The 15,380-nt window shown below is 72.6% G+C and carries 18 protein-coding genes; 11 read left to right on the top strand and 7 right to left on the bottom strand.

Annotation, left to right across the window (positions count from 1 at the left end):
• The first annotated feature begins 34 nt into the window (after positions 1 to 34).
• Complete coding sequence (locus HN013_RS12575; protein WP_171166173.1) at positions 35 to 2,131, top strand: FUSC family protein; 2,097 nt, start codon at positions 35 to 37, stop codon at positions 2,129 to 2,131.
• Positions 2,132 to 2,168: 37 nt separating this feature from the next.
• Here HN013_RS12575 and HN013_RS12570 read toward each other — a convergent pair whose 3' ends face one another.
• The gene (locus HN013_RS12570; protein WP_312018587.1) at positions 2,169 to 2,780 is read right to left on the bottom strand and encodes a TetR/AcrR family transcriptional regulator; all 612 of its coding nucleotides are present in this window, start codon (positions 2,778 to 2,780) and stop codon (positions 2,169 to 2,171) included.
• A gap of 99 nt (positions 2,781 to 2,879) precedes the next feature.
• Between HN013_RS12570 and HN013_RS12565 the strand changes: the two genes are divergently transcribed.
• The 3 genes from HN013_RS12565 to HN013_RS12555 all read left to right on the top strand — a co-directional run bounded on the left by HN013_RS12565 (position 2,880) and on the right by HN013_RS12555 (position 5,911).
• The gene (locus HN013_RS12565; protein ID WP_171166172.1) at positions 2,880 to 3,446 is read left to right on the top strand and encodes a PH domain-containing protein; all 567 of its coding nucleotides are present in this window, start codon (positions 2,880 to 2,882) and stop codon (positions 3,444 to 3,446) included.
• The gene (locus tag HN013_RS12560; protein WP_171166171.1) at positions 3,443 to 4,909 is read left to right on the top strand and encodes a PH domain-containing protein; all 1,467 of its coding nucleotides are present in this window, start codon (positions 3,443 to 3,445) and stop codon (positions 4,907 to 4,909) included. The genes HN013_RS12565 and HN013_RS12560 overlap by 4 nt, the downstream gene beginning before the upstream one ends.
• Before the next feature lie 240 nt (positions 4,910 to 5,149).
• The gene (locus tag HN013_RS12555; protein WP_171166170.1) at positions 5,150 to 5,911 is read left to right on the top strand and encodes a MerR family transcriptional regulator; all 762 of its coding nucleotides are present in this window, start codon (positions 5,150 to 5,152) and stop codon (positions 5,909 to 5,911) included.
• 278 nt (positions 5,912 to 6,189) lie between these two features.
• On the opposite strand, the gene HN013_RS12550 is transcribed toward HN013_RS12555, so the two are convergent.
• Positions 6,190 to 6,636 (bottom strand): hypothetical protein, encoded by a 447-nt coding sequence (locus tag HN013_RS12550; RefSeq protein ID WP_171166169.1) that lies wholly within the window; start codon positions 6,634 to 6,636, stop codon positions 6,190 to 6,192.
• A 159-nt stretch (positions 6,637 to 6,795) separates the two neighbouring features.
• On the opposite strand from HN013_RS12550, the gene HN013_RS12545 reads away from it, so the two are divergent.
• The gene (locus tag HN013_RS12545; RefSeq protein WP_312018586.1) at positions 6,796 to 8,676 is read left to right on the top strand and encodes a sigma-70 family RNA polymerase sigma factor; all 1,881 of its coding nucleotides are present in this window, start codon (positions 6,796 to 6,798) and stop codon (positions 8,674 to 8,676) included.
• Between the two features lie 237 nt (positions 8,677 to 8,913).
• Positions 8,914 to 9,609 carry a hypothetical protein gene (locus HN013_RS12540; RefSeq protein ID WP_171166111.1) on the top strand — a complete coding sequence of 232 codons (696 nt, stop codon included), beginning with the start codon at positions 8,914 to 8,916 and terminating at the stop codon, positions 9,607 to 9,609.
• A gap of 191 nt (positions 9,610 to 9,800) precedes the next feature.
• On the opposite strand, the gene HN013_RS12535 is transcribed toward HN013_RS12540, so the two are convergent.
• From HN013_RS12535 to HN013_RS12525, 3 genes are all read right to left on the bottom strand, one after another.
• Complete coding sequence (locus HN013_RS12535; RefSeq protein WP_171166168.1) at positions 9,801 to 10,214, bottom strand: VOC family protein; 414 nt, start codon at positions 10,212 to 10,214, stop codon at positions 9,801 to 9,803.
• A 97-nt stretch (positions 10,215 to 10,311) separates the two neighbouring features.
• A complete protein-coding gene (locus tag HN013_RS12530) occupies positions 10,312 to 10,827 on the bottom strand; it encodes a helix-turn-helix transcriptional regulator (protein WP_171166167.1) in 516 nt (171 codons plus the stop codon).
• 109 nt (positions 10,828 to 10,936) lie between these two features.
• Complete coding sequence (locus HN013_RS12525) at positions 10,937 to 11,347, bottom strand: VOC family protein (protein ID WP_171166166.1); 411 nt, start codon at positions 11,345 to 11,347, stop codon at positions 10,937 to 10,939.
• Between the two features lie 374 nt (positions 11,348 to 11,721).
• On the opposite strand from HN013_RS12525, the gene HN013_RS12520 reads away from it, so the two are divergent.
• Entirely contained in the window at positions 11,722 to 12,021 is a 300-nt protein-coding gene (locus HN013_RS12520; RefSeq protein WP_171166165.1) for a hypothetical protein, read from the top strand.
• Between the two features lie 14 nt (positions 12,022 to 12,035).
• On the opposite strand, the gene HN013_RS12515 is transcribed toward HN013_RS12520, so the two are convergent.
• Together HN013_RS12515 and HN013_RS12510 are read right to left on the bottom strand one after the other, a co-directional pair.
• Positions 12,036 to 12,398, bottom strand: a complete 363-nt coding sequence (locus HN013_RS12515) for a DUF397 domain-containing protein (RefSeq protein WP_171166164.1) — start codon at positions 12,396 to 12,398, stop codon at positions 12,036 to 12,038.
• Complete coding sequence (locus HN013_RS12510) at positions 12,395 to 13,216, bottom strand: helix-turn-helix transcriptional regulator (protein WP_171166163.1); 822 nt, start codon at positions 13,214 to 13,216, stop codon at positions 12,395 to 12,397. Before HN013_RS12510 ends, HN013_RS12515 begins: the two co-directional genes overlap by 4 nt.
• Before the next feature lie 120 nt (positions 13,217 to 13,336).
• Between HN013_RS12510 and HN013_RS12505 the strand changes: the two genes are divergently transcribed.
• From HN013_RS12505 to HN013_RS12490, 4 genes are all read left to right on the top strand, one after another.
• A complete protein-coding gene (locus HN013_RS12505; RefSeq protein WP_171166162.1) occupies positions 13,337 to 13,504 on the top strand; it encodes a hypothetical protein in 168 nt (55 codons plus the stop codon).
• Positions 13,504 to 13,719, top strand: coding sequence for a DUF6255 family natural product biosynthesis protein (locus tag HN013_RS12500; protein ID WP_171166161.1), 216 nt, complete (start codon positions 13,504 to 13,506; stop codon positions 13,717 to 13,719). The genes HN013_RS12505 and HN013_RS12500 overlap by 1 nt, the downstream gene beginning before the upstream one ends.
• Positions 13,720 to 13,938: 219 nt before the next feature.
• Complete coding sequence (locus tag HN013_RS12495; RefSeq protein WP_171166160.1) at positions 13,939 to 14,802, top strand: alpha/beta fold hydrolase; 864 nt, start codon at positions 13,939 to 13,941, stop codon at positions 14,800 to 14,802.
• Between the two features lie 32 nt (positions 14,803 to 14,834).
• Entirely contained in the window at positions 14,835 to 15,353 is a 519-nt protein-coding gene (locus tag HN013_RS12490) for a DUF402 domain-containing protein (protein WP_171166159.1), read from the top strand.
• The last annotated feature ends 27 nt before the right edge of the window (positions 15,354 to 15,380 follow it).

Raw genomic sequence — 15,380 nt, 5'->3', positions numbered from 1 at the left:
GGAACCGGCCCCTCCGGAACGTAAGCTCAAAGCCATGCCCTGGTTGAGCGCCCTCAAAGAAACCACCCGCGCCGGGCTGGCCATCGAACGCCCCACCCTCGAACCCCTCGTAGCCGTACGCAGTACAGCCGGCGTGGCCGTCGTCATGACGCTCATGCTCACCTACGGCAGCCCCGCCCTCGCCGTCTCCTCCGCCTTCGGCGCCTTCGCCGCCGGCCTCGCCACCTTCCAGCGCAGCTGGCGCCCCCGCCCGGTCCTCGCCCTGGGCGTGGCGGTCGGCCTGGGCGTCAGCACGTTCCTGGGCTATCTGGCGGCCTCCAGCCACGTCCTGTTCGTCGTGCTGCTGGCCGCCTGGACCCTCCTGGCGGGCATGGCCTGGGCGGTGGGCCCGGTCTCGGGCCTCGTCGCCACCCAGACCGTGGCGGTGATGCTGATCACCGTGACGCTGCCGACGTCCGTCGCGGGAGCGGCGGAGCACGCCGGCCTCATCGCCTTCGGCGGCCTGGTACAGGCCCTGCTCATCGTGGTGCTCCCGATCAGACCGTGGGGCAGACAACGGGACGTGCTCGCGGACGCGCTGGCCGCTGAGGCGGACTACGCGCGCAGGCTGCGGCACGACCCGGTGGCGCACTTCGACCCGCAGCCGCTGATGGAGGCGCGCAGCGCGGCCGAGCTCACACCCCGTCAGGCCCGCAGCCGCCCCCGCCAACTGGGCGGCCCGCGCGGCCTGGCCGAGCGGCTGCGGCCGGTACTGGCGGCGCTCGCCGACCCGGTGGTCGGGGCGCCCGCCGAGGGCCCCGAACGGGACCGCGTCCGCGACCTGCTGGGCGCCGCGGCGACGGTGCTGGACGCGGTCGCCCGCTCGGTCCGCAGGGGCGGGCCGGTACGGCTGCCGTCGGAGGCGCTGGACGTCCTGCAGGTGCCGGAGTCCGGCCCGATGCTCAGCGGCCCGGCGCGCCGTTCCGCGTACCGGCTGATCGCCCTGCTCGGCGACGCGGTCGAGGGCAGCGACGAGCCGGTGAAGGCCGGCGGCCGGTCGTCGGGCGAGTACCGCCATCTGCTGCGGCCCACGGTCTACCGCCTGGTCCCGGTCGCCCTGCGGGCGGTCCGGCGCGAGGCCCGCTGGTCGTCCCCGATCGGCCGGCACGCGGTGCGCGTCTCGGCCGTGGCGAGCGTCGGTTACGTGCTGGGCACCGCGCTGCCGCTCGGGCACGGCTACTGGGCGCCGATGGCCTCGGTGATGGTCATGCGGCCGGACTTCGCGCAGACCTACTCGCGCGGCGTCGCCCGCTTCGTGGGCACCGTCGTGGGCGTCCTCCTCGGCGCGGCCGTCACCGCGCTGCTGCACCCGGACCCGTACGTGTGCGCGGCGCTGGCGGTGGCCTGCGTCGGGCTGCTCTACCTGCTGACCGGCACCGGCTACATCGTGGCGTCCGCCTGCATCGGCGGGTACGTCGTGTTCCTGCTCGGGGTCGTCGGCGAGGGCTGGTCCCAGACCGTGCAGGCCCGCGTGGCGCTGACCCTCCTGGGCGGGCTGCTGGCGATGGCCGCCTACGCCCTCTTCCCGGTCTGGGAGACGCGCCGGCTGCGCGACCGCCTCGCGGAGTGGCTGCGCGCCAACGGCGAGTACAGCCTCGCCGTCCTCGGCGCCTACGCCCGTCCCGACGAGCCCCGCTCCCGCCGCGTCCGCGAGGCCCTGCTCGACTCGCGCGCGGCCCGGCGGGAGTGGGAGGACACCGCCGAGCGGGCCCAGAAGGAGCCCGTCCGCCACCGCGGCCTCTCCCGCAGCGCGGAGCGCGCGGCGGAGGCCGCGCTCGCCACCATGGGCCGCGTGACGATGCTGATGGAGGCCCACCTCCCGGACGCCGGGGCCGAACCCTCCCCGGGCGCGGGCGAGTTCGCCACCGCCCTGCGCGACACCCTCCCGGACGCCGTCGAGGCGGTGCGCGACCGCCGCCCGCCCGACTGGACCCCGCTGCGGAAGAAGCTCACCGACTGGACCGCCGCGGAGGGCGACACGGGCGTGGCGGTCCGCGGCGCGGAGCTGCTGGCGGACGCCCTCGACGAGCTGGAGGCGGCCCTGTCGCCGGGGCCGGGCGGCCGGAACAGGGCGACGCGCCGGGCTTCTTGAGCGGAGCCCGGCGTCCGGGCCCCACGCCCCGGCGCCCTCACGCCGTGAACAACCGGTCCAGATGCCGGTCGACCCAGCCCATCGCCTCCTCCGGCGTGATCACGTCCAGCAGGGCGGAGGACGTCAGACCGTCCGTCAGGGCGATGAGCAGCACGGCCTCCATGTCGGGGTCGAGGCCGGACACGGCCTCACCGCGTTCGACGGCCCGCCGGAACTGGTCGGCGAAGAAGGCCCGCAGTGCGGGCAGGCCCTCCTGGACGTGGCGGCGGACGCGCTCGTCGTTGAGGGCCCGGACGAAGTAGGCGATGCCGACGAGGAGGCCGGTGCGGGTCTCGGCGTCCAGGGGCAGCATCTCGGCGGCGCACTCGCGCAGCACCGTGCGCGGCGCGGGGTCGTCGGAGAGGGCCAGGATGCGGTTGCGGATGCGGTTCTCGGCGAGGCCGTTGATGTGCTCCAAGGCGAAGACGAGCATCTCGTCCTTGTCCGAGAAGTAGTGCTGCAACTGCCCGAGCGAGATGCCCGCCTCGGCGGCGACGTCCCGCAGGCTCACGCCCTCCAGGCCGCGGGTGCTCGCGAGGCGCCACAGCGCCTCGGCGATCAGGCGGCGGCGTTCCCCGTGGTCCACGCGCTTGGGCACTGTGGCGGTCACCTTCCCGTTTTGCAAGTCGTTCGTATTGCTATACCTTACCCATGGTGTAGCAATACGACTGACCTGGAAAGGTCGGGAAAGGCCTTCAGGGGGCACCTCATGACCACCGGCACACCGGGCACACCCGGCACATCCGCCGGCGTACACGGCATATCCGGCACACACATCACGCTCCGGCCGCCGCGCCACCGCGTCGCCCCCCGGGCCCGCCGCTGGTGGGCGGTCCAGGCGGTGCTGACCGTCAGCGGCCCGCTGCTGCTGACGGCGGCGGCGCTGCTCGTGCTGTCCGCCCTGTTCTTCCCCGGCGCCCTGCCCTGGCTCGCCCCCCTCGTCGCGGTGACCCTGGTCGCCCCGGCGGTCGCCTACCAACTGGCCATGCCCGCCCTGCGCTACCGGGTCCACGCCTGGGAGGTGGGAGAGGTCGCCGTCCACACCGCGCACGGCTGGTTCCGGCAGCGGAACCGCATCGCCCCGCTCTCCCGGGTCCAGACCGTCGACACCACGATCGGCCCGCTCCAGCGCCGCTACGGACTCGCCACCGTCGTCGTCACCACCGCCTCCACCGCCGGCGCGGTGAAGATCTCGGGCCTGGCCCTGGACGACGCCCGGCGGATGGCGGAACGCGTCGGCCGGGCCGCCCGGTACGTCCGGGAGGACGCCGCATGACCACCGCACGCGGCTGGCGCCGCCTCGCCCCCCGCACCCTGCTCGCCCACTGCTCCTGGCTCGGCGCACCCCTCGGCTCGCTCGCCCTGGCCGTCCTCGCCACCGGCGGCAGGCCGGACGCCCGGGTGTGGATCACCCTCGGGATCATCGCCGCCGTCTTCGCGGCCCTCACCGCCGCCGGTGCCGTCACCTGGTACCGCACCCGCTACCGCGTCACACCCGACGCCCTCGAACTCCGCACCGGCCTGCTCCTCCGGCGCACCACGTCCGTCCCCCTGCACCGCGTCCGCAACGTCGACCTCACCGCCAACCCCGTCCAGCGCGTCCTGCGCCTCGTCGTCCTCCGGGCCGGCACGGGCGGCCACGGCGAGGTGTCGCTGGACGCCCTGTCCCGCCCCGACGCGGAGCGGCTGCGGGCCGAACTCCTCGCCCGCGCGGGCGGAGTGGACGCCGACGACCCGCTGCTGTCCACCGCCGACCCCCGCTGGCTGCGCTACGCGCCGCTCACCTTCTGGGTGTTCGGCGGCGTCCTCGCCGTCGCCGGCGCGGTCTGGCGGGCGCTCGACGGCATGGGCATCAAGCCCTGGCGCATCGGCCTCGTCCGCCGCTCCTTCGACGAGTTCGGCAACAGCGCCCTCTGGATCACCATCCCCCTCGCCCTCCTCGCGGTCACCGCCGTGGGCTCGGTCGGCGCCGTCGCCCTCTACGCCGAGACGTGGTGGCGGTACCGGCTGGAATGGACGGACGCGACGACGTTGCGCGTCCGGCACGGCCTGTTCACCACCCGGTCCGTCTCCCTCGAACGCTCCCGCCTGCGCGGCGTCGTCCTCCGCGAGCCCCTGCTGCTCCGCTCGGGCGGCGGCGCCACGGTGCGGGCCGTCGCCAGTGGCCTCGGCAACCGCGAGGAGAACCGCAAACGCAGCACCCTCCTCCCGCCCGCCCCGCGCTCCGAGGCGCTGCGCGTCTGCGCCGGGGTCCTCGGCGGGGCCCCGGACCTGGACGGGCTCCGCGCCCACCCCCGGGCGGCCCGGCGGCGGCGCATGGTCCGCGCGGTGGTCTGGGGCGTCCTCCCGCCGGCCGTCGTCCTCGCGGTGCTCGGCGCCCTGCTCACCCCGGTGCTGCTGTACTGCGCGGCCGGCTGGCTGCTGCTCGCCGCCCCCGTCGCGTACGTCCTCGCCGACCGCGCCTACCGCGCCCTCGGCCATGCCGTCCGCGGCCGCCACCTCGTCATCCGATCCGGCGCCCTCACCCAGGACACCGTCCTCCTGGACCGGAGCGCGGTCCTCGCCTGGACGTTCACCCGGACCCCGTTCTCCCGTCGCGCCGGCGTCATCACCGCCACGGCCGCCGTCGCGGCGGGCGAAGAGGCGTACCGCGTCCGGGACATGGCGGCCGACGAGGCGGCGGCGCTCGCGGAGGCGGTGACGCCGGGGATGGTGGGGGAGTTCCTGGTGCGGGGGTGAGGGGTGGGGTGGGTGCTCCCTCCAAGGGAGTCCGCCGGGATGCGCAGGCAGGCCGACGGGTTGTGCAGGCGGGCCGACGGGTGTGCAGGCAGGCCGATCGTGATCACCGCCCGTGCGGCCGCCGATCGGCGCGCGAGAAGCGGGGAATGGGGCTTGAAGCTGCCGCAGCGGAAGCCCCTACCGTCCTGAACAGAGCCGGAAATCCCGGCCCGGTGAAGCATGTGAGAGAGGGAGGCGGCGATGGCCTGGCCGATCGCGGAGGTCGCCCGGATGTCGGGTGTGACGGCCCGGACCCTGCGGCACTACGACGAGATCGGCCTGCTGCCGCCGGCCCGGACCGGGGCCAACGGCCACCGCTACTACGAGGACCGCCAACTGCTGCGGCTGCAGCAGATCCTCGTGCTGCGGGCGCTGGGCCTGGGACTGCCCGACATCGGCCGGATCCTGGCCGCCCAGGTCGACGAGCTGGACGCCCTCCGCGGCCACCACCGCCGGCTGCTCGCCGAGCGCGACCGGCTCGACGCCCTGGCCGCCACCGTCGCCCGCACGATCGCCGAACTGGAACAGTCCAGGAAGGACGGCACCGACGTGATCACCATCAGCCGGCCGGAGAACCTCTTCGAGGGCATCCGGTCCACCCATTGCCTGAAGGTCCTGCACGGCTTCCCGGAGCTGGTCGAAGCCGCCGGACGGCACGCCTCCACGATGAGCGAGGCCGAGAGCGAGGCCGACGAGCGCGAGCGCACGGCGCAGCTGGTCCGCCTGGCCGAGCTGCTGGCCGCCGGCCTGCCCGCCGACGCCGACGCGGTGCAGGCCGAGGTCGACACCCAGTACCGGACGCTGGCCCGGATCCGGGCAGCCACCGCCGGGGAGTACCGCGCGATCGGGCGTACCTGCGTGGAGAACGAGCACTGGCGCGCGGCGTACGAGGCGATCGCGCCGGGCCTGGCCGCATACCAGCGGGCCGCCATCGAGGCGTACGCCTCGACTCGGCTGCGCTGAGCCGGGACCGGGCCGCCGCCACGGGGGTGCGGCGGCCCGGCGGGCCGGGCCACTTGCCGGTCCCGCCGACACGGACCCGGAGCCGGGCCATCACCGGTCTCTGTCCCAGGCTGTTCAGCTCGTTGGGGGAGCCCTCCGGTGGAGGGACCGGGGCACCCCGGCTGCCCGCCCCGTGGCGGAACCGGTGGATCGGGGCGCCCACTACGGCGTGTCGGGCCGAAAAACCGCCCCGATCCACCGGAACCCGGCGCACCCCCACCCTCCAACTCCCTCCTCCGCTACCGCCCCACGCCCGACGTCTGCTTGGGAGCGGCCCCCTCCTTCCGGCCGAGCGGCACGCACCACCGCTCCCCGTCCCGGACCAGCGTCACGGTCTCCCGCCGGACGGTTCCCCCGCCGTCCGTCGCCGAGACGACCGCGTCGGCGGTGTCGGGCCCGAACTCGTGACTGACGTCCACCGACGTGACGCTGAGCCCCCGCCCGCCCTTCTCCGCGACGATCCGCCGGGCGTCCTCCGCCGCCCCCTCGTGCCCCGAGGGCCCCAGCCGCACCAGGGCGTCCACGTCTCGGGCGTTGAGCGCCGCGACGTAGGCCCCGGCGGTGTCCTTCTCGCTCCGGGCCCCCTCACCGGAGTCCCCTCCGCCACAGCTGGTCAGCACCAGCGCGGCCACCACCGGCACCGAAGCCAGGGCAGCCGGCCTGCCCGTCCTTCCTCCTGCGCGCACCCTTCCCCACCCTCCTGCCGAGGCTCGCGCGGAGGCCGCGATTCGGCCCCCGCCGACGCGCCCGTCGGCGTGATGCAAGAATCTTGCAATTTTTGTTATCCGGCCGGGAGCCCTCCGTCTCCCAAGTGTCGGAAGCGAACGGAGAGAGGTGCGTGGGGCGTGAGTACCGATAACGCTGCGCTGGTCGAGGCGGCGCGGGCCGGTGACACGGCGGCACAGGACGAGCTCGTCGCCGACTGCCTGCCGCTCGTCTACAACATCGTCGGACGGGCCCTCAACGGCCACGCCGACGTCGACGACGTCGTCCAGGAGACGATGCTGCGCGTCATCAACGGACTGGGGGAACTGCGCGACCCGGCCGGCTTCCGTTCGTGGCTGGTCGCGATCACCACCAACCAGATACGCACCCACTGGCGGGAGCGCCGCCCCGAAACCCCCCTCGAAGGGCTGCCCGGGACCGGCGCGGACGTACCCGACCCCGCGGCCGACTTCGTCGCCGTCACCATCGTCCGGCTCGGCCTGGAGGGCCAGCGCAAGGAGGTCGCCGAGGCCACGCGCTGGCTCGACGCGGGGGAGCGCGAAGTGCTCTCGCTCTGGTGGCTGGAGGCCGCGGGCGAGCTGACCCGCGCCGAGGTCGCCGGGGCGCTCGGCCTCACCCCGCAGCACACCGCCGTCCGCGTCCAGCGCATCAAGGACCGGCTCGACACGGCCCGCGGCGTCGTCCGCGCCCTCTCCGCCACCCCGCGCTGTCCCGCCCTCGCCGGGCTCGTCGCCCCCTGGGACGGCGTCCCCTCCGCCCTCTGGCGCAAGCGCGTCGCCCGCCACGCGCGCGGCTGCGGCCGCTGCGACGGGGCCTGGTCGGCGCTCGTCCCCGCCGAGGGGCTGCTCGTCGGCTTCGGCCTCGTCCCCGTCGCGGGGGCGCTGCTGGGCTGGTGGGGCAGCGCCACGGTGCTGCGGACGGAGTCGGCGGTGGCGGTGACGGCCCCGCCACCGGGCGGTCCCGAAACCTCGGGAACCTCGGGCGCTACAGCGGACCCCATGCACCACACGCACCCCACACACCCCACACACCCCACCTCACCCACCCACACGATGCACTCAGCGAAGACGACGAAAGGGAAGCACGGCGTGACGAACGCGAAGCGGACCAACCCCAGGGCGAAGTCGAAGCACGGCACGAAGGGCAAGCGGGCCGCGATCGGCGCGGCCGTCCTCGCCGTGGTGGCCGGAGGCGCCGTGATCGGCGGCTCGGACCTCTTCTCCGACTCGTCCTCCGGGACCGAGGCGAGCTCCAAGGTCACCACCGGCGGGGACGCGGCCCCGCTCGGCGACCGGGCGACGACCGCGGACCCCACGCCGAGCGCCCGCCCGTCCGCCTCCGCGAAGGCGACGAAGGACGCCAAGAACAAGGCCGACAAGGACGGCAAGGACGGCAAGGGGGAGAAGTCCGCCAAGAAGGGCGACGCCTCCGAGTCCGCCTCCGGGAAGGGCGAGGCGAAGAAGGAACGTTCCTCCTCCGCATCCGGCTCCGGCTCGCAGTCCACGACCAGTACCCGGGCGGAGAGCCGCTCCCAGGAGACCCGTCAGTCCGGCGCCGCCTCCCGCACCCCCGCCAAGCGGTCCGCCAAGGTCCCCGCCCCCGCCGCCGGCAACCCCGGCGGATCGCTCCAGCAGCAGGTCACCGCCCTCGTCAACGCCGAGCGCGCCAAGGCCGGCTGCTCGCCCGTGCGGGCCAACTCCCAGCTCACCCAGGCCGCCCAGGGCCACTCCGACGACATGGCCGCCCGCAACTTCTTCGACCACACCAACCCCGACGGCAAGGGCCCCGGCGACCGCGTCACCGCCGCCGGCTACCGGTGGAGCACCTACGGCGAGAACATCGCCTACGGGCAGCAGACCCCCGCCTCCGTGATGGACACCTGGATGAACAGCTCCGGCCACCGCGCGAACATACTCAACTGCTCCTTCAAGGAGATAGGTGTCGGCATCAACAACGCGCCGGGCGGCCCCCGTTGGACGCAGGTCTTCGGCGCGCAGTGACGTTTCATCGCTGATCGTTTCTCAGTGACCCCCGCGCCGGGGCGACCGCCGCTGTGATGGCGGCGCGGTCGGCGGCGCGGGGGAGCGCCCTGGGCGCGGCGGTGCTGAGCCGAGGATGGCCTTCGGCCAAGGGATCGCATGTCTTCTTCCACCGGCACCAAATCCCGTTGCCCGTAGGGGGTTTCCCAGGAAAGGATGACGGCCTTGTCTTTCCTGTGGGGGGAAACGCTCATGCGCATGCGCCGTCCCGGTGGCGTCGTCGTGGCGGCTGCGGCCGTCGCCGTCCTCGGCGGCTGTGGGTCGGACGACTCCGCGCCGTCGTTCGACGTCGAGGATGCGGTCCGCAAGGCGGACAAGGCGCCGTACTCGGCGCAGGTCGAAATCCAGACGTTCATCGGTCAGCCGTGGTCGACCATGACAGGCCGGGTCAACTACAACGCCCCGAAGGCCGGCACGTTGCGGATACGGCATCTCGTAGGCAAGTCCCCGGTGGATTACCAGGAGGTCGTGACCTCCGACGCGGACTACATGCTCTACCAGCCCGGCTCCAAGGGTTCCGGTGGCCGGTGGCGGAAGGTCCCGCCCGGCGTCAGTGATTTCGGCAGCCAGGATGTCGACAGTTACACGCACACGCTGCTGGGCATGGGCCCCAGCGTCCGTAAGGGCGTCGAGCAGCAGGGCGGCGAGCCCGCCTACCGGCTTTCCGGCACCCTCACCCTGGAACGGGTCCGTCCGGCCGACCAATTCCTGCACCTCCAGATGTCGGTCACGAAGAAGAAGTGGATCGACTGCGACGTCTGGATCAACAAGGCGGGCCGCGTCGTGCGGGCGGAGCAGCGGACGCCCGACGGATTGCGCAGGGTCACGGTCCTCAAGGACTTCGGCGCACCGGTGAAGGTGAGCGTGCCGAAGGACGTGGACGAGACGGGCTGACGCGCCGGCCCGCAGAGGCCGGGCAGGTCACCAGCGGCACCAGACGAATGAGCCGGGTTCAGGGGGGACGGGCATCGAAGAGGAAGCGCTCCTCGCGGCGGTGCTTGCCCGCCCGGCTCCGATAGCCGCTCCCACATTCCACACCGGGGCCGTCGCCGTGTCCTGGACGGCTGTGAGGCAAGGGATCGCGGCTACTCGGCGTAGGGCTGGTCGGTTCCCTGGGCGCTGTAGCCGAGGCTCCAGACGTAGCCGTCCGGGTCGGCGAAGGTGCCGCCGTACCCGCCCCACGGCAGAGCATCGGCGGGCTTGAGAATCGTGGCGCCGGCCTTCCGGGCCTCCGCCATGATCTCGTCGACCCGTGCCTCGCTGCGGACGACGTAGGTCAGAACCAGCCCGCTGAAGCCACTGCCTTCCGGGTCCGTGCCCACCTGGCCGGCCAGACCCTCGCGACCGTAGAAGCCGATCGGCGAGGCGCCGTCCGAGTCGAAGAACACCGAGATGCCGTAGTCGTTCCGGATCTTCCAGCCGAGCCCCTCGGTATAGAACCGCTTGGCCCGGTCCATGTCCCGGACACCGAGGAGGATCGAGCTGACGTGCGCTTTCATGCCTTGCTCCTTGCACTGCGGAGGTATATGTGCCGGACATCCGGGCCAGGGCCCGGCTGTCACATCGGCGCGTGTGCTGGTTGCCATGACCATCACGCTAGGGGCTGCGCGGCGGCGGGGCTTCTCGATTCCTGACCGGTCTTGAGACCTGCTTCGCCACGCACGCCGGCATCCCCTCCACCTTGATCGCCGGCCCCGCATCGCCGGCCCTACCCGCGGCTTCGGCATCGTCGGACGCCGCATCCGCCGCCCGGCGCCGGAAGGCCCCGGGCGGCATGCCGACCAGCTCGGTGAAGCGGGTGGTGAACGTTCCCAGCGACGCGCAGCCGACCTCGAAGCAGACCTCGGTGACGCTGAGGTCGCCCCGCCGCAGCAGCGCCGCCGCCCGTTCGATGCGACGCGTCATCAGGTACGCGTACGGCGACTCACCGTAGGCGGCCCGGAACTGCCGACTCAGATGCCCGGCGGACATGTTCACATCGCGGGCGAGCGCCTCCACGTTCAGCGGCCGCGCGTACTCCCTGTCGATCCGGTCGCGGACGCGGCGCAGCCGCGCGAGGTCGGCCAGACGCTGCGCCTGGACGCGTGCACGCCGCCATTCGGGCTTACACATGGGAACTCTCCCCTTCGCCTTTCGTCTTCCCTGTCCCTCGACGTCTTCGAGCGGCCCGCCGGGGTGGTCGCGATGTCGGCGCGCACGGCCGCACCGATACCCGCACAGCTCAGCGCAGCTCCTGGATCCGGATCAGGTTGCCCGCGGGGTCGCGGAACGCGCAGTCGCGGACGCCGTACGGCTGCTCGGTCGGCTCCTGGACGACCTCGGTGTCACCGGCCTGCACCTTCTCGAACGTGGCGTCGAGGTCCGAGGTGGCCAGCAGGATCCAGCCGTAGGTGCCCTTGGCCATCATCTCGGTGATCGTGCGGCGCTCGTCCTCGGTGATCCCGGGATCGGCGGCAGGCGGCGCCAGAAGGATCGACGTGCCCGGCTGACCGGGCGGGCCGACCGTGATCCAGCGCATCCTGCCCTGCCCGACATCGCTGCGGACCTCGAAGCCGAGGACGTCGCGGTAGAAGGCGAGCGACGCGTCCGCGTCGTCGTGCGGGAGAGAAGTCGTGTGAATGGTGATGTCCATGGTGAGCAGGCTAGAGGCGGCTCCTGCACCGCGCTTCTCAATCCCTGACCGATCGGGACATCCGTTGGTGAATCGGATCGACTGGCGCGCGGATCACGGGAGTGGCCGACAACGCACCAGCGGTAACACGCGCAGGAGTTGAGGGGCCACCGTCAACGGATGAGGATGGCCGGAAGTCCGCTTCCCCCGAGTCCCCCCGGTCGCGCCGTCCCTCCGCCCTCGCACTTGCCCGTCCCCCATGGGGGCGGAGGGCCGCCGTGAACCCGATCACGTGCCCCGTCGGCCGGGAACCGGAAGCGCCGCGCTCACCGTCGTGCCCAGTACATGATCCGTTGCATGACGAGATGCATCGGCCGCCGACGTGAGGAGCTGCCATGACCGCAAACGACCGACGGGTCAGCCTGTACGCGGCGAACCGCCTGTACGTGAACGCACGCCTTGACGCCGACGGCAGGCTGCACATCGAGGGGCAGGACCTCAGCCGGGGAGAATACGAGTACATGCTCTCCGTCAAGCCGGACGAGATCCCCCTGGTCGTCACCGCGCTCGGCGGCGCGGACGGGGACGACGTCCTGGACCTGCTGGCCGCCAACGGCACGGAAATCGTGCACTTCGGCGAGATGCGCTGGTTGAAGTCCCTGGGGGTCGAGCCGGGCTTCTCGTCGTACCGGTAGGCCTGTCTGCGGCCTCAGCGGTCCGCCAGTCGCGCACCGTTGACGGCGGCGACGAAGGATCGCCATGCGGCGGCGGGGAAGAGGAGGGCTGCGCCGGCGGGCCGTTTGCTGTCCCTTATGGGGACGGCGCCGGCTCCTGTGGCCGAAGGTTGCCACTCCAGGCACTGGCCGCCGTTTGGCCCGCTGTAACTGGATTTCGTCCAGCCAGCATGTATGAGGTCACCGACCTCAAGACAGTTCCCGCCGTTGCTACTGCTGTAGCTGGACTTACTCCAGGCGGTGCGCAGGAGGTCGCCCACCTCCAAGCAGTTTCCGCCATTGGTGCTGTAGCTACTCTTCCGCCATGTGAGCACGGGAAGTTTGGTAGAGCTGATCACGGACCTAGCTCCTTCAAGTGGGTGCTGATCAATTCGGCGGACGCTTCCGGTGACAGGGCTAGCGCCCGTAGCAGATCGTATGCGTGTTCGGCTGCTGCCACCTCGTTTGCATCAAGAGCGATGCGGCCTTGGGAGAAACCGTCCACGAACAGCACATCCTGTCCTTTGTCGAAGCTGAGGACCGTGAAGGGCCCTGCGAGACCGGGGTGGGACGCCACCGCTCGGGGGATGACCTGGATCACCGTTCGGGGGCGTCGGCCTGCCAGCAGCAGCGCTTCCAACTGGGGCCGCATGACACCCGGCCCACCGATGTGCCGGAGCAGTGCCTGCTCGTCAATGACGAACCAAGTGCGTGGAGGGGAGTCCTGCTCAAGGAGGTCGCGGCGCGTCATCCGCGCGGCGACCAAGTCTTCGAGGTTTTCCGGCCGTACGGAACTCAGCATGGCTCTTGCATAACTCTCGGTCTGTAGCAGCCCCGGGATGACTTGGCTCTCGAAGACTCGCATGGAAGATGCCTCCCGTTCCAGTTCCACGAACGGCAGGAACCAACTCGGATACGCGAACTTGATCACCAGCGGGTACAACCGCCCGAAGTGCCCACCCGTCCCGAACCCCGTGTCCAGATCCCGCGCCAGATCCTCCGACGGCACCCTCTTCGCCGCCTCCACGTAGGAGATCATCGCCTGCGTCGAGTGGGCGAGCGCGGCCGTCTCCCGCTGGGACTTGCCCGCCTCCGTGCGCACGCGGCGCAGCTCGGATCCGAAGAAGGCAAGCAGCGACGAGTTGGGGTCGGGCGGTGAGTCGGTCTCGGCGGCCACGGTGGGCGTCCTTCCATCCATAACTTCCGCAGGGTTATGGGCTCCCCTCTTCCTGAGCGTACTCGCGGACCGCAACGCTGGGAGCACACCAGGTAATTGCCCACCGGAAGAGGTACCCGCATGCCCTCGGCCGCCCTCCCGCCCAAGGCCCCCACCCCCCGCCCAGCCCCCTGCGCGGAGTGCCGCCGCATCAAGGAGGCCTACTACGCCGCCTCCCGCGCAGGGAACCGCACCGAGGCGCAGCAGTGGATCGCGGCGATGGGCCGGCACCACCGGTGGGTGCACTGATGGGGTGCGGGCATGCGCCCGGGGCCTGGGTGGTCACCCGGGGCGGGGTGGCGACCTGCTGCCGCTGCGGGGTGCGCCGCTTCACCGCGTACGGGGCGCTGTGGCGCGAGGTGCCCGGACCGGCGGAGGTGGGCCCGACGGCGTCCGCGACCGGGACCGGCGTGCTGAGCTTTGACGGGCGGCGCCGGAAGTACGTGTTCGTACGGTGGCCGTGACGGGAGCGGCCCCGCGCCCGGATCCACCGATTGCCGCGCGCCCGCCGGGTCATGCTCGGCAAAGCCACAGGTCACAGCAGTGACCGCTGCCGAGCGTACGCGCGGAAGGGCGCGAAGTGGTGGATTCGGGCGCGGCAATGGACGCACTGAACGCTCAACCGGCCTGCGTGCAAAGAAAATCCGCTTGCCGCAGCCGTCACAACCTCACAAGGATGCCCCATGCCCACCTTCACAGCCCACGACGGAACCACCCTCGCCTACCACTCCCTCGGCGAGGGCGAGCCGCTGCTCTGCCTGCCCGGCGGGCCCATGCGGGCGTCCGTCTACCTCGGCGACCTCGGCGGACTGGCGAAGCACCGTCGGCTGATCAAGCTGGACCTGCGGGGCACGGGTGACTCAGGTACGCCGGACGACCCGGCCACGTACCGCCCCGACCGGCAGGTGGAGGACGTCGAGGCGCTGTGGGATCACCTCGGCCTGGAGCGGGCGGACGCCCTGGCGCACTCCGCGGCGGGCGACTTGGCGCTGCTGCACGCGGCCCGGTACCCGGACCGCGTCCGGGGCCTCGTCCTGGTGACGCCCAGGGCGCGGGCCGTCGGCGTCCGGTTCACCGGGGAGCACCGCATGGAGGTGGCGGCGCTGCGGGCGGACGAACCGTGGTTCGAAGCGGTGTTCCCCTCCTGGCGGGCCGCGTGGGAGGAGGGGACGGCAACCGACGCCGACTGGGACGCCGTGGTGCCCTTCTTCTACGGCAGGTGGGACGCGGAGGCGCAGGCGCACGCCGCGGCCGAGGCGGGGCAGAGCAACGAGGAGGCGGCGGAGGTGTACGCGGCGGCAGGCGGGTTCGACCCGGCCGCGACCCGCGCGGCCCTGGCCCCGCTGGGGGAGCGGATCCTGATCCTCGCCGGGGAACTGGACAGCGGCCCGCTCCCGCGGATCGCCTCCGCCGTCGCGGAGTCGGTCCCGGGAAGCGAGGTGGCCGTCCAGCCGGGAGCGGGCCACTTCCCGTGGCTCGACGACCCCGGCCACTTCACCGGGACCGTCGTGTCGTTCCTCGACCGGGTGCGGCGGTCCGGGTCCTGAAAACCCGGGCTCCGCCGGGCTACCGTCTTGGCATGACCACAGAGAGCACCTCCGTGCTGGTCGACATCCGGAAGTACGACGGCACCCTCAGCGCGCGGTGGACCGCCACCCGGCTCGGTGAGGACGGGTACGGCGTGTGGCTGGGCACCCCGCGGGGGGTTTCCGTCGACTCGGCCAAGGGCGGCCGGACGAGCCGGTACGCGTACGTGATGCTGGTTCCGCGCGGTGAGTGGTGGACGGCCACGTTCTGCGCGGACCCGGGCCCCGAGATGTACTGCGACGTGTGCACGGTGCCCGAGTGGGACGCGGACGGGACCGTCCTGCGCACGGTGGACCTCGATCTCGACGTCGTGCGGCCGCGCGGCGGCGAGGCCCACGTCGAGGACGAGGACGAGTTCGCCGAACACCGGGTGCGCTACGGCTACCCCGACGGCGTCGTCGACAAGGCCCGGCAGGCCTGCGACTGGTTGATGGAGGCCGGCCGTCGCGAAGGTGACGGCGTCGAACCCTTCACCTCGGTGTACCGGCACTGGCTCGGCCTCATCGGATAGCCGGCGCTCCGCCCGTCCTGCCGCCCC

It is taken from the genome of Streptomyces sp. I05A-00742, assembly GCF_013055795.1.
In the GTDB taxonomy this organism is placed as follows: Bacteria; Actinomycetota; Actinomycetes; order Streptomycetales; family Streptomycetaceae; genus Streptomyces.
Note: the sequence above shows the minus strand (reverse complement) of the source record. Positions and strands in the feature narration are given on the sequence as shown.